General features: G+C 61.1%; 20 protein-coding genes. 5 read left to right on the forward strand and 15 right to left on the reverse strand.

The window, feature by feature from the left end:
- Window positions 1-27: 27 nt before the first annotated feature.
- From panC to folP, 8 genes are all read right to left on the reverse strand, one after another.
- Window positions 28-975: a pantoate--beta-alanine ligase gene (gene panC / locus NML54_RS05730; RefSeq protein ID WP_254756536.1), complete on the reverse strand. Its 948-nt coding sequence runs from the start codon at window positions 973-975 to the stop codon at window positions 28-30.
- Complete coding sequence (locus tag NML54_RS05735) at window positions 972-1,934, reverse strand: Rossmann-like and DUF2520 domain-containing protein (RefSeq protein WP_254756538.1); 963 nt, start codon at window positions 1,932-1,934, stop codon at window positions 972-974. The genes panC and NML54_RS05735 overlap by 4 nt, the downstream gene beginning before the upstream one ends.
- Before the next feature lie 128 nt (window positions 1,935-2,062).
- Window positions 2,063-3,880 carry a PH domain-containing protein gene (locus NML54_RS05740; protein WP_254756540.1) on the reverse strand — a complete coding sequence of 606 codons (1,818 nt, stop codon included), beginning with the start codon at window positions 3,878-3,880 and terminating at the stop codon, window positions 2,063-2,065.
- Window positions 3,880-4,554 carry a PH domain-containing protein gene (locus NML54_RS05745; RefSeq protein WP_254756542.1) on the reverse strand — a complete coding sequence of 225 codons (675 nt, stop codon included), beginning with the start codon at window positions 4,552-4,554 and terminating at the stop codon, window positions 3,880-3,882. Before NML54_RS05745 ends, NML54_RS05740 begins: the two co-directional genes overlap by 1 nt.
- Window positions 4,541-5,059 carry a DUF3180 domain-containing protein gene (locus NML54_RS05750; protein WP_254756544.1) on the reverse strand — a complete coding sequence of 173 codons (519 nt, stop codon included), beginning with the start codon at window positions 5,057-5,059 and terminating at the stop codon, window positions 4,541-4,543. The genes NML54_RS05745 and NML54_RS05750 overlap by 14 nt, the downstream gene beginning before the upstream one ends.
- A 45-nt stretch (window positions 5,060-5,104) precedes the next feature.
- Window positions 5,105-5,725 carry a 2-amino-4-hydroxy-6-hydroxymethyldihydropteridine diphosphokinase gene (gene folK / locus NML54_RS05755; protein WP_254756546.1) on the reverse strand — a complete coding sequence of 207 codons (621 nt, stop codon included), beginning with the start codon at window positions 5,723-5,725 and terminating at the stop codon, window positions 5,105-5,107.
- Window positions 5,725-6,138 carry a dihydroneopterin aldolase gene (folB, locus tag NML54_RS05760; protein ID WP_254756548.1) on the reverse strand — a complete coding sequence of 138 codons (414 nt, stop codon included), beginning with the start codon at window positions 6,136-6,138 and terminating at the stop codon, window positions 5,725-5,727. Before folB ends, folK begins: the two co-directional genes overlap by 1 nt.
- A 72-nt stretch (window positions 6,139-6,210) precedes the next feature.
- Window positions 6,211-7,170: a dihydropteroate synthase gene (folP, locus tag NML54_RS05765; protein WP_254756550.1), complete on the reverse strand. Its 960-nt coding sequence runs from the start codon at window positions 7,168-7,170 to the stop codon at window positions 6,211-6,213.
- A 224-nt stretch (window positions 7,171-7,394) separates the two neighbouring features.
- Here folP and NML54_RS05770 point away from each other — a divergent pair, with 224 nt between their 5' ends.
- A complete protein-coding gene (locus NML54_RS05770; protein ID WP_070616019.1) occupies window positions 7,395-7,601 on the forward strand; it encodes a hypothetical protein in 207 nt (68 codons plus the stop codon).
- 383 nt (window positions 7,602-7,984) lie between these two features.
- On the opposite strand, the gene folE is transcribed toward NML54_RS05770, so the two are convergent.
- The 7 genes from folE to ppa form a co-directional block, all read right to left on the reverse strand.
- Window positions 7,985-8,569 carry a GTP cyclohydrolase I FolE gene (gene folE, locus NML54_RS05775; RefSeq protein ID WP_254756552.1) on the reverse strand — a complete coding sequence of 195 codons (585 nt, stop codon included), beginning with the start codon at window positions 8,567-8,569 and terminating at the stop codon, window positions 7,985-7,987.
- Window positions 8,556-10,739, reverse strand: a complete 2,184-nt coding sequence (gene ftsH, locus NML54_RS05780) for an ATP-dependent zinc metalloprotease FtsH (protein WP_254756554.1) — start codon at window positions 10,737-10,739, stop codon at window positions 8,556-8,558. The genes folE and ftsH overlap by 14 nt, the downstream gene beginning before the upstream one ends.
- Before the next feature lie 261 nt (window positions 10,740-11,000).
- On the reverse strand, window positions 11,001-11,552 hold the full coding sequence (hpt, locus tag NML54_RS05785; protein WP_005504342.1) for a hypoxanthine phosphoribosyltransferase: 552 nt from the start codon (window positions 11,550-11,552) through the stop codon (window positions 11,001-11,003).
- A gap of 183 nt (window positions 11,553-11,735) precedes the next feature.
- The gene (gene tilS / locus NML54_RS05790) at window positions 11,736-12,869 is read right to left on the reverse strand and encodes a tRNA lysidine(34) synthetase TilS (protein WP_254756556.1); all 1,134 of its coding nucleotides are present in this window, start codon (window positions 12,867-12,869) and stop codon (window positions 11,736-11,738) included.
- 94 nt (window positions 12,870-12,963) lie between these two features.
- Complete coding sequence (locus tag NML54_RS05795; RefSeq protein ID WP_254756558.1) at window positions 12,964-14,205, reverse strand: type II toxin-antitoxin system HipA family toxin; 1,242 nt, start codon at window positions 14,203-14,205, stop codon at window positions 12,964-12,966.
- Window positions 14,206-14,250: 45 nt separating this feature from the next.
- Window positions 14,251-14,475, reverse strand: a complete 225-nt coding sequence (locus NML54_RS05800; protein ID WP_005504337.1) for a helix-turn-helix domain-containing protein — start codon at window positions 14,473-14,475, stop codon at window positions 14,251-14,253.
- A 272-nt stretch (window positions 14,476-14,747) separates the two neighbouring features.
- The gene (gene ppa, locus NML54_RS05805) at window positions 14,748-15,233 is read right to left on the reverse strand and encodes an inorganic diphosphatase (RefSeq protein ID WP_012902761.1); all 486 of its coding nucleotides are present in this window, start codon (window positions 15,231-15,233) and stop codon (window positions 14,748-14,750) included.
- A 327-nt stretch (window positions 15,234-15,560) separates the two neighbouring features.
- On the opposite strand from ppa, the gene dacB reads away from it, so the two are divergent.
- The 4 genes from dacB (at window position 15,561) to NML54_RS05825 (ending at window position 23,037) form a co-directional block, all read left to right on the forward strand.
- A complete protein-coding gene (gene dacB / locus NML54_RS05810; RefSeq protein ID WP_254756560.1) occupies window positions 15,561-17,129 on the forward strand; it encodes a D-alanyl-D-alanine carboxypeptidase/D-alanyl-D-alanine endopeptidase in 1,569 nt (522 codons plus the stop codon).
- 205 nt (window positions 17,130-17,334) lie between these two features.
- Window positions 17,335-20,448 (forward strand): DEAD/DEAH box helicase, encoded by a 3,114-nt coding sequence (locus NML54_RS05815; RefSeq protein WP_254756562.1) that lies wholly within the window; start codon window positions 17,335-17,337, stop codon window positions 20,446-20,448.
- 485 nt (window positions 20,449-20,933) lie between these two features.
- On the forward strand, window positions 20,934-22,175 hold the full coding sequence (locus NML54_RS05820; protein WP_254756564.1) for an MFS transporter: 1,242 nt from the start codon (window positions 20,934-20,936) through the stop codon (window positions 22,173-22,175).
- Window positions 22,176-22,416: 241 nt separating this feature from the next.
- A complete protein-coding gene (locus tag NML54_RS05825; protein ID WP_254756566.1) occupies window positions 22,417-23,037 on the forward strand; it encodes a recombinase RecJ in 621 nt (206 codons plus the stop codon).
- Window positions 23,038-23,221 lie beyond the last annotated feature (184 nt).

Genomic DNA, 23,221 nt, shown 5'->3' on the forward strand with positions numbered 1-23,221 from the left:
TGGGGACTCTTCTAAACGAACGAACGCTTAGCGCAGGTCCATGTTGTCAATCAGGCGGGTCGGGCCAACGAACGCAGCAACCAGTGCCAGCACTCGCTCCGACTCCTCAGTCGGCTCATCGAAAGTCATCGGGTCGACCAGTTCCAGGTAGTCAAGGCGTACACCCGGAGTGGAGTTGATACGCTCACGCGCACCGTCCAAATCAATCTCGTGGAAGCCACGGTTCAGCGAATTCTCACGCAGCATCGCCAGGGTGCGGGACAGCACCAGGGCAGACTCGCGCTCCTCATCCGACAGGTAGCCATTACGCGAAGACAGCGCCAGACCGTTATCGTCGCGAACAATCGACACAGGGCGCATGGTCACGTCGTGGTTGAAATCGCGCACCATACGCTGAATCAGGATGTACTGCTGAGCGTCCTTCTGACCGAAGTACGCATTCACCGGGTGGTTACCGGCTGCGGGTCGAATAATGTTGAAGAACTTATTGACCACGGCCAGTACGCCATCAAAATGGCCCGGACGGGTCGCACCCTCAAACTTGGTGCCCAGCTCACCGCTCGAAATGCGGATGAGCGGGTCACCGTCGGGGTACATCTCTTCAACCTCGGGGGCAAAAATAATGTCAACACCGGCGGCCCCAGCCAGGGCAGCGTCTGCCTCCAGGGTGCGCGGGTATGCTTCGTAATCCTCGCCGGGGCCAAACTGCAGCGGGTTCACAAAAATGGAGGCGACCACTACATCATTCTGTTCAGCGGCGCGACGCAACAGGGTTGCGTGGCCGTCGTGCAGGGCGCCCATGGTGGGCACGTAGCCCAGGGATGCGTTCGTGTACTGAACTGCGGTGCCGTTCTGCTCCGCCTCCTGGCGGGCTACCCGGTCCAGTTCCTCCTGCGCTGCGGCAAGGGATTCGGTGATTGCCGTGCGGAAATCCGCAATGGTGGTCACGACTCGGGGCATCGAAGTCTCAGTCATGACGAGAACTCCTTGTTTTCGGGGGCTGAATCATCAATATCGCCGGGGAGGTTGCGGTCCGAAGACTCACCCAGCAGATCCTCAATTCGTCCCAGTTGTTCATCGTTTAACAAACCTCTATTATGCGCTCTTTTTGCGGTTGCGTGTGCCAGAGCGGCATAAGAGTCTGTAATATCACTTGTTTTCTCATGCTCTGAGTACTCATTCAGAGCCTGAACGTGGGCCTTCACGGTGCCTGCGTCTCCGCGTGCCACGGGCCCGGTGAGAGCACCCTCACCACTGGCGAGCGCATTGTCCACGGCGGCTCGCACGAGCGGCCCCATGTAGCGTGCAGGGTCCTCAATACCGATGGAGGCGAGCATCTGCTGGGACTGACCCAGGATGGTCACGAGGTGGTTCGCGGCGTGCGCTAAAGCAGCGTGGTAGAGCGCTCGATCAGCCTCGGCAACGTGTACGGGTTCGCCGCCCATCTCCACCACGAGTGCCTGAGCAATCGGGATGAACGGTGCAGGCCCGGTCACGGCGAAGCAGGTGCCGTTCAGACGCTGCAGGTCCACGGACATGCCGGTAAACGTCATAGCGGGGTGAATCGCCAAACCGATAGCGCCCAGCGCGGTCGCCGGTGCGAGAGCCTCAGTGCCGTGACGGCCGGAGGTGTGTACCAGAATCTGACCGGCGGTAATACTTCCCGAAGACGCCAGGTAGGTGACAAGGCCCGACAGCTCGTCATCGGGAACCGCAAGAATCAGCAATTCGCTACGCTCAGCAATCTGCTCCACCGGCAACAGCGGCACATCGGGAAGCAGCATCGCGGCGCGTTCCTGAGAAGCCTCAGACACCGCATGAACACCCACAATAGTGTGCTCGCAGGCGCGCAAAGCCGCCCCGAGGACGGATCCGACCCTCCCGGCTGAAATAATTCCAATGCCCAAACGCGCAGGTTTTGAATGCAGTATCACGGCTTTAAGTATATTCTTCCTTTCACGCCGACCCTGCCGGCAATGTCACGAAGAACACCGACGGCAGGGCGCAATCTGTAGTTTTGTTGCCCGCTAACCCGGCGGGGAAGCTCAGCTGACGGGCTGGCTTAGGGACACCCGCTCATCACCGGTACGCGGTAGTAGGGCTCAATACCCTCCAACCGAACCGTCATCAACCACACCAAATCCTCGCAGATACGCGGCGGCAAGTGCATCATGAGCGTGCGTACCGGGCCGGGCACCGTACCGAAATGCACACTCGCACATCCGAAGGCACGCTGCAGCGGACCCTGACCCCAGCTCACGCTCAGCACACGGCTGACCGGCACAATCGACAGCGTACGGATGAAGTAGCCGCCACGAATCAGCAGCAGGTCGCCCCGCGTATGCTCACCAACGCTCGAACGTGCCGCATCAGAATCAATGCGGGTGCTCGCCTGCACCGAACCGGCAGTGTAACCGACCGTGGTCACGCCGTTACGCTTCCAGGTGAGCAGGTCCATCCAGCGCGCCGAAGAGGGCGTCACAATCATTGCCGGACCCTGCGGCTTCTGACTATTCAGCGAACCGTTGGCGGTATCCAGCAGCACCTGCGCCTGCCCCTCATCCAGGGCGGGCAACAGCAGACGCAACACCATCAGCATCTCCTGCTTGTTGCCGACCGGCAGGGCAACGTTGCGGGTCACCAGCTTCTGGTTTTCGTTCTCCTCAATACCAATACCGGCAATGGTCATCTTGATGCGGTACCAGCCGAACGCACGCCACAGGATAGGCTGCTCCACGGCGAGTGCCTGAATACGCTCAACCATCACGTTCTGGGTGTGCGTGCCGGTGAAACCATAACGCAGGGTCACGCCACCCTGACCGCTCGGGGTGATTTTGAAGTTCGCGGCACCGTCAAAACGCGTCCAGAGGGCAACCACATAACCGACCATGGGCGCGAACATACCGGGCAGTATCGCCATAAAAATGAGGAACGGGCTCTCGCCATCCATAATCGCGGCGCAGACCGCGGCACCGACCATGAGGGCGACGGCAGGAACCAGCCACACCAGATGCTCCAGCATGATGGAGGCAATCAGACGCACATTCGAGATGCGGAAAATGGGCGGCCGCGAGGGGTCAGCCGCGACCGGCATAGGCATGCGAGTGTCGCGGCGGGATGCTACGGGCTGCTGGGGTGCAGACTGCTCGGGTGCGAGCTGCTGGGCGCCCTGCTGAGGGGCTACCTGCTGAGTACTGTTCTGTGCGGGCGCACCATAGGGCGCCTCGTAAGATGCCTCAAACGGCTGGTGCAGCTGATCCGCATCCGGCGGGCGCTCCGCCGAAATCTGCGTGCTATCGGGCAGCACGTCGACCGGGCGACCAGCCACCTCCGAACGCAGCAGGTTAATACTCGCCATCGCGGTGCGGCGCAGAACCTCCGCCTTGCGGGCAGAAACGTACTTGATGTGCAACGCCTCCGAAGAGCCGTCAGCCACCTCAAAACGCAACTCCGACAGGCCCAGCAGACGCGCCACCAGAGGACGCGAAATGTCCACGCTCTGCACGCTCTCCAGACGGATCGTGCGGTTCTTCTTGAACAGAAAACCGCTACGGCGGTGAATCGCCAAATCGTCCAGGCTATAGCGGGTAAACCACCAGTCAATCGAGCCAGCAACCAGAATCAGCAGGAGCACGCCGAGGCCGATGAGCTGCGAGTACGTCGCGCTGAGGTAGCTACTATTCTCGTTGAATGCCTGCGTCAGCCGCTCGCCCCACTCGTTCGGCGGGGTGGTCAAAATATTCAGGATAACGCTCTGGAAGAAACCAAACACCAACAGAATAATGAACCAGAGGTTCATGATGAACGTGCGGATATCGGCACGCCACCACTTCTGCTCCTGAGAGTTCGGGGCGTTATTATTCGGAACCGGGGTACTCATTAGAGTGCCGCCATTCGCTCATCGGCACGGCGCACCAGATCAGCGCGCAGCTCCTCCGCCACGTTCAGCGGAATACCGAACAGCACCATCGTGCCGGTGGTCGTACCCGCGGTGCGCACCGTCAGGCGGGCAACACCGCACATGCGCTCCAGCGGACCCGAATCTACATCAACATACTGGATGCGACCATACGGCATAGAGCTCATCGAACGGAACACGATACCGCGGCGAGCCATCAGGTGATTCGCCTCCAGCGCGTAGCCGAGCGCGCGAGTACGGCGCGGAGTGGTCAGAATCCACCACAGACCCCACAGACCAAACACCGCGACCACCGCCAGACCGACGATGCGTAGCGCCTCCGGGCCGCCGAAGAACGCGCCCACACAATACATGGCAACACCCGCAAGAATCGGGAGCGCCAGGGCAGAAATAGTGTGAACAAAACGAACCGTCAAGTAGCCGGAGGCGGCGGACACCCACTGCGGTTCCAGCACGGCTTGCGCGGGAACCGGCTGAGGCGCGTTCGGGTACGCGACAGCGGGCGGAACCTGCTGACCGTACTGCACTTGCTGGTCATTCTGGGTCTGCTGAACAGGCTGACCATACTGCCCCTGTTGGGAGTCCTGCCCGTACTGGCCATTCGGCGAATAACTATTCTGGTTAGGAGCCGACATAGGTTCCTCCCTCTCGCGGCTTTACAGCACCGGAAGGGGAGGCCGCATCCTCATCATCCTCCGGCGGAATACGACAACAATGCTGCGCCCACAGGCCAGCAATCAGCAGGGCAACACTGCCCACACAATTAACAAGAACCTCCCAAAAGACCACCGAAAAACCGCGCACAGACACCATCGCCACATGGTAACCAAGAATCGCAGCACACCAGCCCGTCAACAGGGCACCGGTCATGATGGAACCCTGCGCATACGCCACCGCACGCGCCGCAAGAATCGGGCCCATATGGGGTACCTTCTCACGCGTCTGAATACGACGATAACGAGCCACCTGCACACCCAGCCACACGGCACCCACCGCAACCAGCAGGCACACCGCACCGAGCATCCACGAAAAATTCAGCTCACCAAAACCGGCGCCAATCATCACGGAATTCACCATAAGAGCGGCAGCGGCACCGCACACAGCCGCCAGAATAATCGCCCGATAACTCAGGGGCTTCATGGTGTTTCCTTTCGGTAGGTTCTTCTACCTTCCAGAGTGCCACATTTAAGGCTGATCAGGTACCTGCATCTCACGCATATAGCTAATAGCGTCTTCATCCGCCCCAAGCAGCGTGCGGGACAGCTCCGCAACGTTCACAACCTCGCGGCTCAGCGGCGCAGGAACCTCATCCGGCCGCTCCCCCGAAGGCTCCGCACGCCGGGTGACCGTCAGGTACGCCTGCGGGTCCATCTGCGCCCACGGCACCAGCACAAAAGCACGCTCCTGCGCCCGCGGATGCGGCAAAGTCAGCACCGGATCCTCAGAGATCACGCCGTCATAGTCAATCACGTCAATATCGAGGGTGCGCGGGCCCCAACGCACCAGGCGCTCACGGTGATGCGCCGCCTCCACCGCATTACACAGCTTCAGCAGCTCGTAGGCGCCCAGGTCAGTGGTCACCTCAATGACCGCGTTCACGAAATCCGGCTGACCCGCCGGGCCACCCACCGGGGCGGTACGGTACAACCCGGAGGTGCGCACCAGCTGCACGCCGCCCGCCACCAGGTCGGCGACGGCACGCTCCAGGGTGTCTTCGCTTTCGCCCAGGTTCGAGCCTAACGCCAACACCGCGCGGTGTTTCAGGGTGTTGGGCTTCTGCGTATCGGTTTTCTGGGTGCCCGCCACTAGCGGCCGCCCTCCAAGACACGCTCCGCGGCACGTTCGCGGAACACGCTCACCGCGACGTTACCGAACGGCAACTCAATCGGCGCCTGCGGCTTCGACACGGTAATCTCCACCGCCTCCACAAGCTCAAACATCGCGAGAATACCCTCGGCAATATTCACCGCGAGGGTCTCAATCAGGTCCAGCGAACCGTTCGTCACGTGGCGGTGAATCAGATCCACCACGAGCGCATAGTTCGTGGTCTTCGTCAGGTCATCCGTAGCGGCTGCAGCGGAAAAATCGCTGTACAGGGTCGCGTCCACGACGAAGGGCTGGCCGTCGCGCTTCTCAAACTCGAGCACGCCGTGGTAGCCCTTGGCGGTAATGCCGGTGAGGGTGATTCGGTCGTGGCGTGCGTAATCTGTCTGGGTCATTGGGGGTCTCCTAGAGGGTATTCGGGTAGTCGGAGGTTGTGGACGGGGTTGGTGGTTCTAGCTGACAGAGCCTTAGCTTACGGAGCGCAGCGCGGAGGCGACCGTCACCGCATCCACGCTGGCGGGAACATCGTGTACGCGCACCGCCCACACGCCGCGCGCCGCCACCAGGGCGGTCACCGCCGCAGAGGCTGCGGCACGGTGCTGAGCCGGGCGCGGTTCCGACAGCGGCTGCCACAGTTCGCGCTCAGCCTCACCCGCATCGGTTGCGGTGAAACCGCTCGCATTCAGGCGCTCAGCCAGCGCCATATCCGCCGCCGTGAGGGCGTTGGCGATAAAACGCTTGCGGGAACCGGCAATGAGCAGGCGGTGCCCCAGGCCCTGTAGCTCGTCAACGGCGGCGAGCAGCTCCCAATCCTGCATACCGCCCTTCGCGAAGCCCAGGCCCGGGTCAAGGATCAGGTTCTGCGGCAGCACACCGGCAGTAAGGAAACGCTCACGCAGGCCGGTCAGCTCCTCCACAACCTCGGTGACCACGCCGCGCGGGTACTCCGCCAGGCTGTTCATGGTCTGGGAGGTGCCACGAGCGTGCATGAGGATGTACGGCACCTGCAGTTCAGCGGCGGTTTCGATCATTTTATCGCTCACGTTCAGACCGGACACGTCGTTGATGATGTGCGCACCGGCGGCGATGGCGGCGCGAGCGGTCTGCGGGTTCATGGTGTCAACGCTGATGGTGGTGCCCATCTGCGCGACTGCCTCGATGACGGGCAGAATGCGGCGCTGTTCCTCCTGCACGCTGATGCGCACGGCACCGGGGCGGGTGGACTCACCGCCAATGTCGATAATGGAGGCACCCTCGGCGATCATGCGGGCGGCGCGGGCAATAGCGTCGATGGCGGCGTAGTGCTGGCCGCCGTCGCTGAAGGAGTCGGGGGTGACGTTGAGGATGCCCATCACGAGGGTGCGTTCGGCGGCGAGCGCGTCGCAGGGCAGGGGGGCTACACAGGTGGTGTGTGTGGATTCAGTCATGGGTTTATCGTACCGAATCTGCGGTGCGGTGGAGTTTGGCGCAGTGATTGACACAGTGATTGGGGTGGGGGCAGCTGTGAAGTCGATTCTAGGGACACGACATGCAATATTTGCATTACAGATACTTATTTAAGGGTATGCTGGGAGGGCACGCATACTGTGCCGGGCGCGTTCCCGGTCGGCGGCGCGCACCCACACATACATACTCTAGGAAGTGACTCATTGTGAATATGAAGACTGGAGCCTGGATTCTCTCCCTGGTGGCTCTTGCTGCGCTGGTGACTATTGTGCTCGCTGAAGGTGTTCCTGCCGTGCGCTGGATTGCTTTCGGCACCGCGACCGGTTGCGGTTTCATTGCCGTGGGCTTGATCGTGACTCTTGCCCTGGGTTGGGATAATCCGAGCGAGGCGAAGGGTAGCTTGCAGCGTTAGCGGCGGGGCTCTTCTAGCTTCTGCGGCGCGGTATGATCGGCGCCGCCACGGCCGCGGAAGGTACCGGCTCAGAACACATTCTCAGAGCACTTTGGTGATGAGAAAAGGGGCGGAGGTTTTCACCTCCGCCCCTTTTAGTGTGTCTGCCCCCCAAATGAGGAATGAGCGTCAATCACTTAAAAAAGAAGACCGGTCCTGTACTCCCGAAGGAGTGGTGCCGGTTCTAGTAGTAACAACTTTACAATCACTAATGCTCTTCACGCAAGGGCACTCGTCATACAACCCAACAAAAGCGGCTACACAGCGCAGGGGTACAGCGCAGGGGCAGGATTCCTTAGAATCCTGCCCCCCCTGTCGTATAGCTATACGCTCATTCCATGCGCTTAGCGCTGCGAGAAGATCAGGCTCATCGCCTCCGCACGGGTTGCACCGTTCATCAGCGCACCGCGCACCGCACTGGTCACGGTCTTCGCGCCCGGCTTACGCACACCGCGCATCGACATGCACATGTGCTCAGCCTCAATCACCACAATCGCACCGCGCGGGTTCAGGTGCTCCTCCAGAGCCTCCACCACCTGCGTGGTCAGACGCTCCTGCACCTGCGGGCGGCGAGCGTACAGATCCACCACGCGAGCAAGCTTGCTCAGACCGGTCACCTTACCGTCCGGGCCCGGAATGTAACCCACATGCGCCACACCGTGGAACGGCACCAGGTGGTGCTCACAGGTCGAGTAGAACGGAATGTCCTTCACCAGCACCATCTCAGAGTGGGCAATGTCGAAGGTCGTACCCAGAATATCGCCAGCATCCTGATACAGGCCCGAGAAGAACTCCGCGTAAGCACGCGCCACACGTGCAGGGGTCTGCTGCAGGCCGTCACGGTCCGGGTCCTCACCAATCGCGAGCAGAATCTCGCGGACGGCAGCCTCAATACGCGGCTGGTCGACGGCATTCTTAGCCTCGCTCATTCTCTGCTCCATTCTGGTTCGGGGTGCCGTTCTCCGGGCGCTGCACCGGAGGGGCGGGGTAGTTCGGGTACTGCTGGGTGGGCATTGCGACGGTCGGGTCGGCGTCCGGATCGGTGAGGGGCGCCTGAGGCGGCAACGGCTGCGTAGGCGCTACCGGAACAGTAGGTTCCGTAGCAGTAGCGGCAGGTGCTTCCTCAGCCTTCTGCGCCTCCTGAGCCAGCTCACTCGGTGCCTTCACCGGCGGGATGTCGGTACGCTCGCGGGTCGGCTTGGAGTACCAGTGCTCACGCTCGGGGCGCTTGCGAACATCCTTGAAGATTTCGGCAATCTCGTTCTCGAGCAGGGTTTCCTTCTCCAGCAGGGCGAACGCCAGGCGGTCGAGAATATCGCGGTTTTCCAGCAGAATCTGGAACGCCTCGTCGTGTGCCTGCTCCAGCAGGGCACGAATCTCAGCGTCCACCTTTGCCGCGGTCGCATCGGAGTAGTTGCGTGCCGAAGCGCCGCCGCCACCGAGGAACGGTTCGGTGTCTTCGCCGCCGAGCTTCACGGAACCAATCGCGGCGCTCATACCGTAGTCAGTGACCATCTTGCGGGCGGTGTCGGTTGCTTTCTGAATGTCGTTAGACGCACCGGTGGACGGGTCGTGGAAGACGATTTCCTCAGCCGCACGGCCACCCATCGCGTACGCCATCTGGTCGAGCAGTTCGTGGCGGGTCGTGGAGTACTTGTCATCCTGCGGCATGACCATGGTGTAACCCAGGGCGCGACCGCGCGGAAGAATCGTAATCTTGGTGACGGGCGCAGAGTTACGCAGTGCCGCCGCGACCAGGGCGTGACCACCCTCGTGGTATGCGGTGACCTTACGCTCGTGCTCGTTCATGATGCGCGAGGAACGCTGCGGACCAGCCATGACGCGGTCGATTGCCTCGTCGATAGCACGGTCGTCAATCACATTGCCGTTATCGCGGGCAGTCAGCAGAGCCGCCTCATTCATGACGTTCGCCAGGTCAGCACCGGTGAAGCCGGGGGTGCGCTTAGCAACCTGTGCCAAATCAACGGTGTTAGCGATCGGCTTGCCTGCGGCGTGAACGCGCAGGATGTGTTCGCGGCCCTGCATGTCGGGGGCGTCCACACCAATCTGGCGGTCAAAACGACCGGGACGCAGCAGCGCCGGGTCCAGAACGTCGGGTCGGTTCGTTGCCGCAATGACGATGACGTTCGAGTTGCCGTCGAAGCCGTCCATCTCAACCAGCAGCTGGTTCAGGGTCTGCTCACGCTCGTCATTACCGCCGCCCATGCCGACGCCGCGGCGGCGGCCAACAGCATCAATCTCGTCGACGAAGACGATGGCGGCGGGGTCGCTCTTCGCTTCCTTGAACAGGTCGCGCACGCGGGACGCACCCACACCCACGAACATTTCAACGAAGTCAGAACCAGAAATCGAGTAGAACGGCACGCCAGCCTCGCCCGCCACAGCCTTGGCGAGCAGGGTCTTACCGGTGCCGGGAGGGCCGTACAGCAGAACGCCCTTGGGAATCTTTGCACCCAGGCGGGTGAACTTTTCGGGTTCAGCCAGGAACTCGCGGACTTCTTCCAGCTCGGCGAGCGCCTCGTCCACGCCAGCGACGTCGCTGAAGCGGACTTCCGGCTTGTCCTTGGTGAACTTCTTCGCGCGGGACTTGGAGAAGCTCATCACGGAGGAGCCGCCTCCGATGCGTCCCATCAGGAACCAGAAGAGCACACCAAAGAGCAGAATCGGCAGGAGCAGGGACACCAGGGAGCCCAGGAAGCTGTGCTCAACCGGCTGGTCCGTGTAGCTTTCCAGCTCGGCGGATTCCATTGCCTTAGTAACTTCGTCGCCGCGAGGCTGCACGTAGTAGAAGCGCACCGACTTACCGTAGTTGTCGTTGCCCTTCTTGTAGTCGTCCTTAAGCTGCAGCTCGACGCGCTGGTCGCCGTCGTAGATCTTTGCGCTCTTGACCTGGTGGTCGTTGAGCAACTGAAGACCCACGTTGGTGTCCACCTGACGCGAGGGCTGAGTGAAGAAGGAGGCCATGAGGAAAGCCAGCATGATTACGAGAGCTGCACCCGGCCAGAACCAGGGGCCGTTAATCAGCTTCTTCAGGAAGCCCTCCGAGCCTTTCTGCGGAGTATTGGGGTTTTGCGCCAATGCTTTGTCCTTACGTTGCGGCTGTAACCCGTTGGGGTGCGGCATGCCTGCCGGAACACCCAACGGTGCAACCTTAAATGTACCCTACCCCGGCGGGCGGCTAGGTACCGGGCTTCTCTATTTCACCTGCGGGCTAAAGGTTGTAGCACTCGGCGGGGGTGAAAGTGCATCTTCTTCGCCGGGTACAGCAACGCCCCGCTCCCCCATAAGCGTGAGGAGGCGGGGCGTAACCACCTACAGCATAGTTGCTGAGGTGAAAGCTTAGGAGTAAACGTGCGGGTGCAGGGTTGCGACGCAGTCCAGGTTGCGGTACTTCTCAGCGAAGTCCAGGCCGTATCCAACAACGAACTCGGGCTCGATGTCCCAGCCGACGTACTTGACCTCAACGTCAGCCTTGACGACCTTGGGCTTGCGTAGCAGGGTGCATATCTCAACGGAAGCTGCGCCGCGAGAAATCAGGTTCTGCTGCAGCCATGCCAGGGTCAGGCCGGAATCAATGATGTCTTCAACAATCAGGACGTTGCGGCCCACCAGGTCGGTGTCCAGGTCCTTGAGGATACGCACAACGCCGGAGGACTTGGTGCCGGAACCGTAAGAAGAAACAGCCATCCAGTCCATAGTGTAGTGACCCTTGAGAGCGCGGGAAAGGTCAGCCATGATCATGATGGCGCCCTTGAGAACACCCACCAACAGCACGTCCTTACCGGCGTAGTCTTCGTCGATGCGCGCCGCCAGTTCGGCAACCTTCGCGTTGATCTCTTCCTTGCTGAAGAGAACGTTCTTAATATCGTCCTGCACGTCGATAGCCTGCACGATGTATTCCTTCGTATCTTTAGACGCTCTGCGCCTCCGCCGGGGACCCCGGGTGCGGGGTTTCATGCCTTCCCACAGCGGACAATGTGGATGGTGTTCGCCTTAAGTATGGCTTAAAACGGCGCCGCGGCGCACCTCACCACGCAGATAGTGTGTGCTGAGGGCACCCAACTGAGCACCTAGTTAGGGTCGAGTTGGCACTAATACGAGCACGTCCAGGCGTTCACCGGTTGCCGGATGCACAATTTTGCGGCGACGGTATGCGCTCACGTGACCGGGCATCTGAACGGGCCCAGCTACCGCGTATTCGGCGGTGAAAGAGTCCAGCGCCTGCAGTCGCTCGAAGCCCGGGTTCTCTCCCCCGGCGATCTTGCAGGCGGTCGCAAGCACACGCAGACGAAGCGCCGGGTGTAACGCCGCCACCTGCGCACGGTCCAGTAGCACGGCGTCCTCACGTTCGATGCCGCGCACGGCGGTTCCGGCGGATAGGAGCGCCTGCTCGTAGGCTACCTGTGCCTGCTCGTCGAGGTATTCGGCATCGGGGCCAGCTACGGAGGCGGTGCGCGCCAGGGAGCGGGCAACGTCCCCGCCGAGGTGCTCCTCCAGGTAGGGCAGCACGCTGTGGCGGATGCGGGCACGCATGAGGGTTTCGTCGGTGTTGGTCGGGTCGATCCAGGGGGTGAGGGTTTCAGCGTCGCAGATGTCGAGCATGTCGGTGCGGCGCAGGCCGAGGAAGGGGCGCAGGTAGGTGACGCCCCCTTCGACGCGCACGGGCGGCATGCCCGCCAGGGAGCGTGTGCCGGAGCCGCGGCTCAGGCCGAGTAGCACGGTTTCTGCCTGGTCGTCGAGGGTGTGGCCGAGCAGTACGGCGCGGGCGCCGGTGGCTTCAACGGCTTTCGTGAAGGCGGTGTAGCGGGCGGTACGTGCCGCCATTTCGGGGCCCATGTTGCCGACGGAAACCTGCACTTTTTCGGTGATAACGGGGTGAAGTCCCAGGTCGGTGAGGGTCTGCGCGGTCTGCGCGGCAACAGCGGCCGAGTCTTCTTGCAGGCCGTGGTCGACGATGATGGCGCCTACGCGCACGTCGCTGCGGCGAGCGAAGTGCGCGGCAATGGCTGCCAACGCGAGGGAGTCGGGGCCGCCGCTGCAGGCGACCAGGATCAGGGGCAGGTCGGCGGCGTCCGTGGTGGAGGCGGTGCGGGAGCGTCCGGTGGCTTTGATGCTTCCGGCGCCGAGGAGCTTTTCGAGGGCGGCAGCGAGGTGGCGGCGGGCAGTGCCGACGGCTGGGTGCAGGCGTCCTGCGCGTCCATTCTGCATGGTGGTTCCTTTATAGAAATTGCGAAGTATCTATGTATATAGATACTTCACGAGGAGAATTTAGAAATAACGGAGGCTCAAGAAGTCAGGAGCCTTAGGAGCGCGTATGAAGGTACTCTTCAAACTCGTCCTGGCGGCGTTCCAACTCTTTCTGCATGGCCTTAAACGGTGAGGCATTCGAGTTGAAAACATATCCCGGGGCGGCTCGGTCTGTGGGCCAGCGAACTGCTCGAGCCGCTTTGAGAGCACGAGTTAGAGCGTCTTTCTGCACCTTAGATGGAAGACCGATAGTCTCTGCGAGAGCAAGCCAATCGTCAACAGTAATCTTCCAATCTTCGGGCGGCGAACCGTCACCGGGATTCGAATTATCTTTTCCGTTGATGCTAAGCGCCATGGATAGAGATTTTATATGCACGAGCGAACAGGGGATGTCGTAGATAGGAGCTACTTCCCATCCACGGCGTCCCTTGAGGAGCGAGATATTTTTTGCGTGCAGGTCACCGTTGCCAGTCAGCCAAGCGTAGAGAAAGTGCATGTAAAGATTCCTGCGGGCAATAGCCGGGGAAGCAGCGATTTTCACCATTGCTTGAATGACACTTTCTGTTGTCACAGCAGGGTTATCTTCCGTGTATTTCTCACCCGAAGGAACACCCAAAATCTGTGCACCATCCTCCATTGCGATGCGCCCCCCGGAGGGTGTTCGGTCGAAACGGGAGACCATCAAACCTGATACGCCGTCTCGATCATAGACAAGCTCATGCTGAGCTACAGGAATGCCCATGAGTGCGGCCGCCGTGAGGTGGGCAGCTTCGTTTTCTACGAGCCCGGGCATACGTTGCGGGCTGATTTTCAGAAGCGCATCATAGCCAGCACCCGTCCAATGCACAGGCAGGGTTTTCATGACGGCACTCAGCTTTTCTTGAACGCCAGGCAGTCCACGGCGGTCAACCGTGCCTATAAGTTCTGCAAAGGAAACAACCTCAGGGTTGTTCACCAATGCAGCTGGAGCGGTGTACAGTTCCCGCCCGTGCTCAATAATTTGCACATCGCCAGGAACGTCAGAACCAATCACCAGCAATAAGCCCAGGGTGTTATTTTTGCTGATTTTTTTCTCGGAACTAACGACGTCGAGCCTATAGCCTTCGGGCAGAAGATTCTGAAAGAAAGGAGGAATTGATTCTGCGGTATATTCCGCGTCTAAAGGCAGGCTCGTGGCAATTGCCGGGCCTTTATAATCTGCCCGGTAGGTGAAATGAATCATCCCGTTGGCGTCTCGCCTCAAATATGCGGCGAGAACACCATCTTTATAGACATCTGCCATAAGTTCATCTGTCATGGCTTTTCTCCAGGTTCTGTTTTCTATCGCAGTGTGCGGGAGGGGTTAGGTGAGGGGGTTGGTGATGGCCAACTCGATGCCAAGCTCTTGGGCGACCTTGAGGACCGCGCCAATTGACGGGCCGGGCAGCCCACGCTCAATATCGCGGATTGTTTTATCGCTGAGCCCGACCATCCACGCTAACTCCATTTGGGTGATTTTTTCGTACTTGCGGACGGCACGAACCTGCGCACCAAATTCTTGCGCGAACCCTGTTGCATCGAATGCCATAGGGGTTTCCTCCTCACCGCTGCAGAACCTCAGGTTACACGAAGTATTCTTCGTAATATGCCTATATTAGCACTCCCATTAGGTGCTCTGAGGCTGTTTTCCGAAGAATAATTCGGTTACATGTGTCCTTCCCGGAACCTCCGAACACATGTCAAGGAGCACAACAAAAAGGAGGCGTGCCCACCGCCTCCAGCACGCACGAAAACTCGCACGAACCAGACACGGGAAACACGCCCCCTACAAAAACCGGGTACACCTAACGGTGCGGCAGCTTAGTGACCCTCAGCTGCGAAACGGTCGATAGCTTCCTGGACCATCTTCTCAGCAGCAGCCAGGTCTTCCCAGCCCTCGCCCTTAACCCACTTGCCGGGCTCCAGGTCCTTGTAACGCTCGAAGAAGTGCTGAATCTCAGCCTTCAGCTGCTCGGGAACATCAGCCAGGGACTTGATGTGGTCGTAGCGCTTGTCGGTGGGAACGCACAGAACCTTAGCGTCGCCGCCAGCCTCATCGGTCATGTTGAACACTGCAATCGGTCGGGACTCAACCAGCACGCCGGGAACAACGTCAACGTCCAGGATCAGCATTGCGTCCAGAGGGTCGCCGTCCTCACCGAGGGTGTTCTCGAAGTAGCCGTAAGCGGTGGGGTACTGCATGGAGGTGAACAGTACACGGTCCAGGCGCAGACGGCCGGTCTCGTGGTCCACTTCGTACTTCACGCGGGAGCCGCGGGGAATTTCAATAGTGACGTCGAGTTCCATCGGAACCTTCTTTCTCGTGAGTTAGAGTCACTTTCGCGGCGACTTCGGCGCGCAAGGTGCGAAAGTTAGGTGTTGAACTCACCCATTGTAACCCGTTCACGCACACCGAAACCGCGTATTCGGCGCCAAAACCAGCGTAATTTACCCCGCTCACACCGCTGTTAAAGTTCAGCCTAGTCCCACGCCCGCCAGTACGCCCGCCAGCGCACCCTGCCGCCGTACCGGGTAGCCCAGATAGGGTTCAGGGGCAGCAGGAGCGCGGCGTGAGCAACCCAGCACCGGCGCATAAATTCGATAGGCACCCCATCCGCCCGCTATGCTCAAAAGATGCCTTCCAACAAGCACAACACCCAGACCACCACCCTCACCCGCCGCGCCGCCCTCACCCTCGGCGGCATGTTCCTCCTCACCGCCTGCGGATCCGCCGCAACCGAACAGAAACGCCCCGCAGGTTCCGCAAACGCAACCGCCACCACCGAGGCGACCGCCTCCGCAACCCCGAGCACCACCCCGACCCTCGCACCCGCACTGTCCGAAGCGGAACAGGAACAGCTACGTGCCGCCCTCACCGCGCTCTTCGCAGACGGCACCTACCCGCAGTACAGCCTGCTTGTCACCGGCATGGACGGCAACCTGCCCAGCATCAAGACACCCACCGCACCCGCCGACCTGTACGCCGCCAACGCCGACACCGCGCGCGCGCCCGCCTCCACTTTTAAGGTGCTGACCCTGTTCACACTCAACCACTACGCAAACCTGCAGGCGCGCCTGCGCACCCGCGTAACCCGCAACGCCGCCGGACTGTACCTCATGGCAGGCGGCGATACTCTGCTCGGTGCGGGCGCTTCCGACCCGAAGCATATTGTCGGACGCGCAGGCCTTAGCACCCTCGCCGAGCTGACCGTGAAGGCGCTTCTTCAGGGCGAGAAGCCGACCGCGACGCTACCCGTCTACCTTGACGGCACCTTCTTCAGCGGCCCCGGCGTGAACCCCGGCTGGGATGACGCGGACGTAGCGTCCGGCCAAATCACGCCCATTCACCCGATTGCGCTCGAATCACACACGGTGCCGGACAAATCCAACGCAAGCAACCCGGTACGCCCGGACGATGCGGCGGTTGCCGCCCAGCAGGCGTTCGTGGATGCACTCAACACCGCCGGCAAGGAATCCGGCATGAGCTTCACCCTCGCGGAGCGCCGCACCGCCCCCGCGGAAGCAGTCGAAATCGCGGCAGTTGAATCGGCAACCCTGCTGGAGCAGGCACAACACATGATGCTCGAATCCGACAACGCCCTCGCTGAGGTGCTCGGCCGTTGCGCCGCCATTGCCGCAGGTAAGGAAGGTAGCGGCGAGGCGGCACAGCAGACCGTGCGCCAGGCACTCGTAGATGCCGGCGTGAACATTGAAAACCTGGTGCAGGCGGACGTGTGCGGCATGTCCTTGACGGACCGCGTGACCGCCCGAACCCTCGTGCAGGTTGTGGCTCTGCTGAATGCTGATGAGCATGCGGAGCAGCTGATGAGCACGTTCCCGGTCGCGGGTGTGAGTGGCACCCTGTCCGGTCGTTTTGGTGCGGTGAACGCCGTGCACGCGCGCACTTTTGTGCAGGCGAAGACCGGCACCCTGTACACGGTGTCTTCGCTGTGCGGTGTGGCGACCCGACCCGACGGCACCCGCCTGATTTTCGCGATTATTTTGAACGATCTGGGTGGTGCGGATGCGCTACCCGCCGCGAAGGAACGCGTGGACGCGGCGGCGGCGGCGATTGCGAACCGTTCGATCGCGCCGAGTGCTTCGGCTGCTTCCTCTGCAGTAGCGGCGAGTGCTTCGGCACCCACTTCGGAGGCGCCCGCGGCGGCAGTTTCTACCGCGGCTGCGGCGGGTACAGCCTCCTAGCGTGTGTGCCCGGATAACCCCAAAAGCCCCAAAATCATCCCGAGCAGGTTGATTTTCTGTAATGTTTCACGTGAAACCCGAAAATCAACCTCTCGGAGTGAGGGGCACGGGGTGCCGACAGACTCCTCAACCGGGTTTCACGCCCGCTCACCCGGCAGGGTTTCACGCCCGCCTTGTTTCTCTCTCCTCCAGCAGAAAAGTCACCATGGACCTTACCTTCACCCTCGCTGATTTGACCGCAACCTCCGCCTGCGAGATGCGGCTCTACACAGAGCTTTGGGAGCGTGCGCAGAAGCAATCTGCCCACTCGACCCCCGAGAAGTCCGAGCGCGCCCGCGAAGCGTACCACGAGTGCCTGCGAGCGCTGGCCGAAGGTGGAATGGTCGGCAGTGCAGTAGTCGGCAGTGGAGTAGTTAGCAGTGAGCACGCGGGCGGTACAGCACACCCGGTGCCCCTGGTGGCGACCTCCGCGGCGGGGCTGACCTACACGGTTGAGCTCGACCGCCTCGACCGCCCGGTTGCGGACAGCACCGCCGAGAGCAATACCGCCCGAATCGTCTGCATCCCGCACCTGGGTGAGGCGGCGCATCGGGCACTGTTGCGCGGTGCCCTGGCAGCGCACCTGCTGACCGCTAGTGCAACCGAGAGCACCGAGAATGCGAGGTGCCTCTACCTTCACCTGGAGCGCGGCGCAGATGAGTACGGCGCGGGGTCCGAATCGGAGCACGCTGAGCACCAATCTCCCGTTCCTCAACCTCAACGGGTTGATTCGGCGCGTATTCTGCCGCTGATTCGCCTGCAGGAGCAGCGCCTCCTGCTGCTCACCGAGGCGCTGAACGAGGGTGTAGAACCGGCGGAACTTGCCGAGCGCATCCCCTATTTTCTGACCTGCGACGAGTGCCCGGCGTGCCTGAACGCGGCGGCATCTCTTGCCCTCGCGACCGACACCCCGGAGCTCGTCACCGAAGACACTGCCGAAGATACCGCCGAAGACCCCGAAACTGAGGATCACCCGGTCATGTACCAGGTGCCCGTAGCGGTCGAGAACGACAGCGAACAGTACCGCCTGCAGTGCCTGCTGGATGCCCAGCTCGCCTCCCTGGAGGAGCACGCGGCGGAGCACGGCTGGGGTGCCGGTGAGCTTGAGGCGGCGATGCTGCTGTCCATGACGAATTATCACCGCCGCGAACGCGCCCCGTTCTGGCGTGAGCACATTCGCCGCCTGGAGGACGGCCCGACGGCGTGGGTGGCGAGCCGCGATTACGCGTACCTTGATCGGGTGCAGGTGCTTTCGGTGGAGCATGCGCATGCTCTCCTGAACATCCCCGCAGACCTGGAGGCGCTTGCCGCCGCCATGAAGGAGCCCGCCGAGGTTGAAGACGCCCCCGGCTGGTATCGTGTGCGCGGCGCGCAGGTGCGCCTGTTGCGTGCGCGAATTGAGGCTGACCCGAGCCTGGTGATTGCGCCCTCTGACCGTGCGGTTTTTTGTGCGTACGAGGCGGGGTTGAGCCCGCAGATTGCGCTGGACCGCATGGAGTCGCAGGTGAATTATTTCCGTGTGTCGAATCCGGGTGAGCGTGTGCCCGCCGAGTTGTCGGCGACGGGTTTCTTTGGCTTGCGTGTGCTGGCGGTGGCGCAGGGCGGTTTCGGCGCCGGTTCCGCGGATTCGGCGAACCCCGAAGAGGCTACCCCAGAGTCCGGCAAGTCGACCGGCAAGTCGGCTGGCGATTTCTTGGAGGTGCTTCTGCAGGAGCGCATCCGCGTGAAGGATGAGCCGCACCGTGCCCTGCCTTCGGGTATTGGTCCTGGTGATCCGGTGTCTACGGCGACGATTGAGGCGGCTCTGCAGGCCGATGTGCACGGGCTGCTTTTCGGCGGTGTGCTCATGCCTGGCGCGCTGATGCCTGACCTCCCCGTATCCGATGAAGATTCTGAGCCGTCCGAGGCTCCCTCCTCGCCCCGAGCCCTGCCGAGCGTGCTCGATGCGGCGGCTTCGCTGACGGGGGTGGAGAGCGCCTCCGCGGATTTGCTGTTCCGCCGAGCGCCGCGCCTGAAGAAGGGCGCCTCGAACGCCAAAAATGCAGAAAATCTACCCCTTGAGGTTGATTTTTCCGGCTCTGACCTGCCCACGGTGGATGCCGTGTACGCGGCGGTTCGCTCTCTCGACCATTCCTATGTGGCGGTTCAGGGCCCTCCGGGTGCGGGTAAGACTTTCCTCGCCTCGCACGTGATTGCGCGTCTGGTGGCTGAGGGTGCGAAGGTGGGTGTGGTGGCTCAGTCGCATGCGGTGATTGAGAATCTCATGGTGGCGTGCTGTGCCCGTGATGGTTTTGATGTTTCGCGTGCGGTGCGTCTGCGCGGCAAGTCGGTGACTCCGGACGCCCCGTGGTCTGAGGTGTCTGATTCTGAGCTGGTGGAGCTGATTTCTGGTGCGGGCGGCCTGCTGTTTGGCGGCACGGTGTGGGATTACGTGAGTGAGCGTCGCGTGCCTGCCGGGTCGCTGGATGTTCTGGTGGTTGATGAGGCGGGCCAGTTCTCTCTGACGAATACGGTGGCGGCGGCTCGTGCGGCGCGTTCGGTGCTGCTGTTGGGCGATCCGCAGCAGTTGCCGCAGGTGTCGACGGGTGTACACCCATACCCGGTGGACGTTTCGGCGTTGGGCTGGTTGTCTGACGGGGCGGCGGCGCTGGATCCTCGTTTTGGCTATTTCTTGGGTGAGTCGTGGCGCATGGATTCGGCGTTGTGCGAGCGGGTTTCGTGGCTTTCGTATGATGGCGCGTTGGCGAGCGCGGCGGCTACGGCTGGTCGCGTCTTGCAGGGTGTTGCGCCGGGTGTGGTGTCGTATCCGGTGGAGCATGCGGGTTGTTCGGTGCGTTCTGTGCAGGAGGCGCAGGCGGTGGTGGATTACGTGCGCGAGTTGTTGGGTCGTGAGTGGGTTCCGGCGGCTGGTGCTGAGCCGCGCCCGTTGGCGGCGGAGGATTGCATTGTGGTGGCGGCGTATAACGCGCAGGTTGATTGTGTGCGTGAGGCGCTGATTGCTGCTGGTTTGGCGGATTCTTCGGGTGCTGGCGTGCGTGTGGGTACGGTGGATAAGTTCCAGGGTCAGGAGGCTGCGGTGGTGTTGGTGTCGTTGGCGTCGTCGCGGGTTGATTCTGGGCGCGGTGCCGGGTTTGTTCTGTCGCCGAATCGTTTGAATGTGGCGGTGTCGCGCGGTCAGTGGCAGGCGGTGTTGGTGCATTCGCCGTGGGTGGCGCGTTCGGTGCCGCAGGATGTTGAGGAGGTGCTGGCTCTGTCGGGCTTCGCTGGCCTGGTGGAGTAGCACCCCTAGTGCGGCTTTTACTCTGCGCTCTTCTACACTCCCCCGCCCGCTACGTTGCGGGTGTCTTTGGCGTGCCCGGAATCGGGTTCAGCCGGGTTCATTCAGGGTTCGGTTGGGTGGAAGCACCAAGAATGAATTATAGTCACTATAACCCTAATGTCAATACTCAAAATGAGGAAAGTTTTTCGACGTGCCTTCATACATATGATTCACATCTCTTATAGAATCTAAAGTATCGCGCAACACACTTCTTGTGCGGGGGGGGGTGGCTCCCGATGAGTCGCCCCGTGCATCCTCAACCACCCCCGTGATGACCAGCAGACCCGTCATGGCCGGCTGGTACAGGCGAAAACAGACGAATACAAGCGAATACAGGCAGGCGCAGCCGGCTGTCGGGGTATTCACTCATACAATTGCGCCCAACGAACTACGCACAACGGATTGCACACCGCGCGACACCATAAACCCCATCGTGGAGGTCCCCCATGAGTGTCAACACCGAGCTACTCAAGAATAGAGATTTTCGAAATACTCTCTTCGCCATTGGAGCCAACCAGCTCTCAGACTCGATGAGCTATATCACCACGCCCATCATTATTTTGGCGCTGACCGGCTCCCCCGAAGCTGCGAGTATCACCCTCTTCGTCGCGGGTGTTCTCGCCACCTGCGCCGGAGCAGTATCTGGAACATGGGTCGACAGAATCGGTCCCTCAAAGTGCCTAGCGCTGTCCTGTATCGGCCAGTCACTGTCCTGGATAGCGATTCTTCTCTACCTCATTTTCAACGTCACCAACATTTACGTTTTGGTGATCACGATTTCTCTCGCCGCCATCATTTCCACCTTCGACTACCCGAGCGAACAGTCCATCATCACCCGCGTAGTCCCCAAGGAACACCTGGGGTACGCCTCCGGTATGGGTGAGACGCGCGAGTCCACCGCCAACCTGCTGGGTGGCCCGGTCGCCGGCATCATTATCGGCTTCTCGACCGTGCTCATGACCGCAATTCACGCGGTCGTCAACCTGCTGGCATTCATCGTCGCACCCAAGAGCTACGGTGCTAGTCGGCAGCCCACAGAAGAGGAGGGAGGCGAGAAAACCAGCTTCTGGCAGGACTCAAAAGCCGGTTTCGAGTACATCCTGAAAAACAAGGTACTTGTGTCCATTGCGTTCGTTTCAACACTCGCGAATTTTGGAACGGTCGGCATTCCGCTCACCTTCATCTACTACTACACACTGGAGGGCGCACACCCGCTCTTCATCGGTATCTTTGCGAGCGCCTTCGGCGTGGGCGTGCTGATCGGTTCGTTCCTGGTCGGCCCGCTGACCGAGAAGTTTGCGCTCGGCCCGCTCGGTATCACCTCTCTGGCCATCATGTCGACCTGCTACCTGTTGCTGCCGGTGGTTTATTCGATGCTGTGGGCGGTGTGCCTGCTGATTGTGCTGGCGGGTATTGTGCTACCCTCCTTCAATTCAAGCATCATTGCGTACATTAACGCATCCACCCCGGAGCACATGATTGGTCGCGTACACTCGGTGCAGGGCATCCCGAACATGGCGCTGACCCCGCTGGCTGTTCTGCTGGCAGGGTTCCTCATTGTTGATTGGGGTATTACATACACGGCGCTGTTCTACGCGGTGTTCATTTTCCTGTCGCTGGTGGTGATGGTATTCCAGAAGCCACTGCGTCAGCTGCCGCATATCTCGCAGGTAACGAACGCACAGTAGTACCGCGGTAGTCCTGTCTATCAACTCCACTCAACGCCCCCGAAAGCGAATAATTCAGCATGCACTTGCATGAAAATTATTTTCCTTTCGGGGGTGCTCTACGTCCTTTCAAGGATTTCTACACACAGTGCATTATCACGATAATTCCCCTTATCAATACGCATTTTTAGGGGTTTAAATGTTGCCGGTATTACGGCGAACCTTACGCCACTTGTTGAAGGTTTTACGGCATAATAGGAGGGTGTTCGTTCTAACCTTTATCCAACGTTCCGCACAGCACTCACTCACTGCACTGTCGGACGAACTCGCAAAGCTCAACCCGCATGTTGCCTTCGCCCAGACATACCCTGACGAAATTCAGGGCGCCTTCGACCGCGCCAGCGACGCACTCCACGCGGCGCTCATTGCCGCACGCGATAACGGTTTCTGGGTCGGTATCGGAATCGGCGAGCTCAACATCCCCCGATTCGCAGGCGCACTCGGCACCGTCAGCACCACCGACTGCACTGGCGACGCCCTCGAATTCTCACGCCTCGCCGTCGAAGAAGCACAAGGAGGCGCACCCGTACGCTGCATCAGCGTCAGCGCCGACAACCGCCACCTCGCCGACCTCGCCGCAGGCTCCGCACGCCTACTCTACCGCGTATGCGCCGACCGCACCGACGCCGAATGGCGCGTAGTCAACCTACTCGTACCCGGCGTACGCGGCCAACAGAAGGCCGCCGCAACCGCACTCGGCATCACCACCCAGGCAGTCAGCCGCACCCTCGTCCGCGCCCTCTGGCACGAGGAGCAGGCGGCACGCGGTGCGCTCATCGAGCTGCTGACCCGTATTGACCGTTCGCGCCGCCGCGCCACCTAACCCCCACCGCGCATCCCTCATTCTTTCGCGCCTGCCAGCCTTTCGTACCTGCCAGCGCGGAACCGAACACCCGATTCCGCCCGTGATGGTCACCCCCTGCCAGGGGTGAACTATCCGGGCGGGACACTCTTTAAGCCTGCGCTGAATGTTCGGCAACTCGGCAGGTAAAACCAGAGAAAAGGTA

This window comes from Rothia gullae (assembly GCF_024294905.1).
GTDB lineage: Bacteria > Actinomycetota > Actinomycetes > Actinomycetales > Micrococcaceae > Rothia.

Bases quoted from the DNA above. Each gene is read 5' to 3' on its own strand.
- NML54_RS05740 (WP_254756540.1), bottom strand. From the start codon at position 3,880: ATGAGTACCCCGGTTCCGAATAATAACGCCCCGAACTCTCAGGAGCAG.
- dacB (WP_254756560.1), top strand. From the start codon at position 15,561: ATGCCTTCCAACAAGCACAACACCCAGACCACCACCCTCACCCGCCGC.
- NML54_RS05800 (WP_005504337.1), bottom strand. From the start codon at position 14,475: ATGGCATTCGATGCAACAGGGTTCGCGCAAGAATTTGGTGCGCAGGTT.
- NML54_RS05815 (WP_254756562.1), top strand. From the start codon at position 17,335: ATGGACCTTACCTTCACCCTCGCTGATTTGACCGCAACCTCCGCCTGC.
- NML54_RS05820 (WP_254756564.1), top strand. From the start codon at position 20,934: ATGAGTGTCAACACCGAGCTACTCAAGAATAGAGATTTTCGAAATACT.
- folB (WP_254756548.1), bottom strand. From the start codon at position 6,138: ATGACCCAGACAGATTACGCACGCCACGACCGAATCACCCTCACCGGC.
- panC (WP_254756536.1), bottom strand. From the start codon at position 975: ATGACTGAGACTTCGATGCCCCGAGTCGTGACCACCATTGCGGATTTC.
- tilS (WP_254756556.1), bottom strand. From the start codon at position 12,869: ATGCAGAATGGACGCGCAGGACGCCTGCACCCAGCCGTCGGCACTGCC.
- NML54_RS05795 (WP_254756558.1), bottom strand. From the start codon at position 14,205: ATGACAGATGAACTTATGGCAGATGTCTATAAAGATGGTGTTCTCGCC.
- ppa (WP_012902761.1), bottom strand. From the start codon at position 15,233: ATGGAACTCGACGTCACTATTGAAATTCCCCGCGGCTCCCGCGTGAAG.
- NML54_RS05745 (WP_254756542.1), bottom strand. From the start codon at position 4,554: ATGTCGGCTCCTAACCAGAATAGTTATTCGCCGAATGGCCAGTACGGG.
- NML54_RS05750 (WP_254756544.1), bottom strand. From the start codon at position 5,059: ATGAAGCCCCTGAGTTATCGGGCGATTATTCTGGCGGCTGTGTGCGGT.
- folP (WP_254756550.1), bottom strand. From the start codon at position 7,170: ATGACTGAATCCACACACACCACCTGTGTAGCCCCCCTGCCCTGCGAC.
- folE (WP_254756552.1), bottom strand. From the start codon at position 8,569: ATGAGCGAGGCTAAGAATGCCGTCGACCAGCCGCGTATTGAGGCTGCC.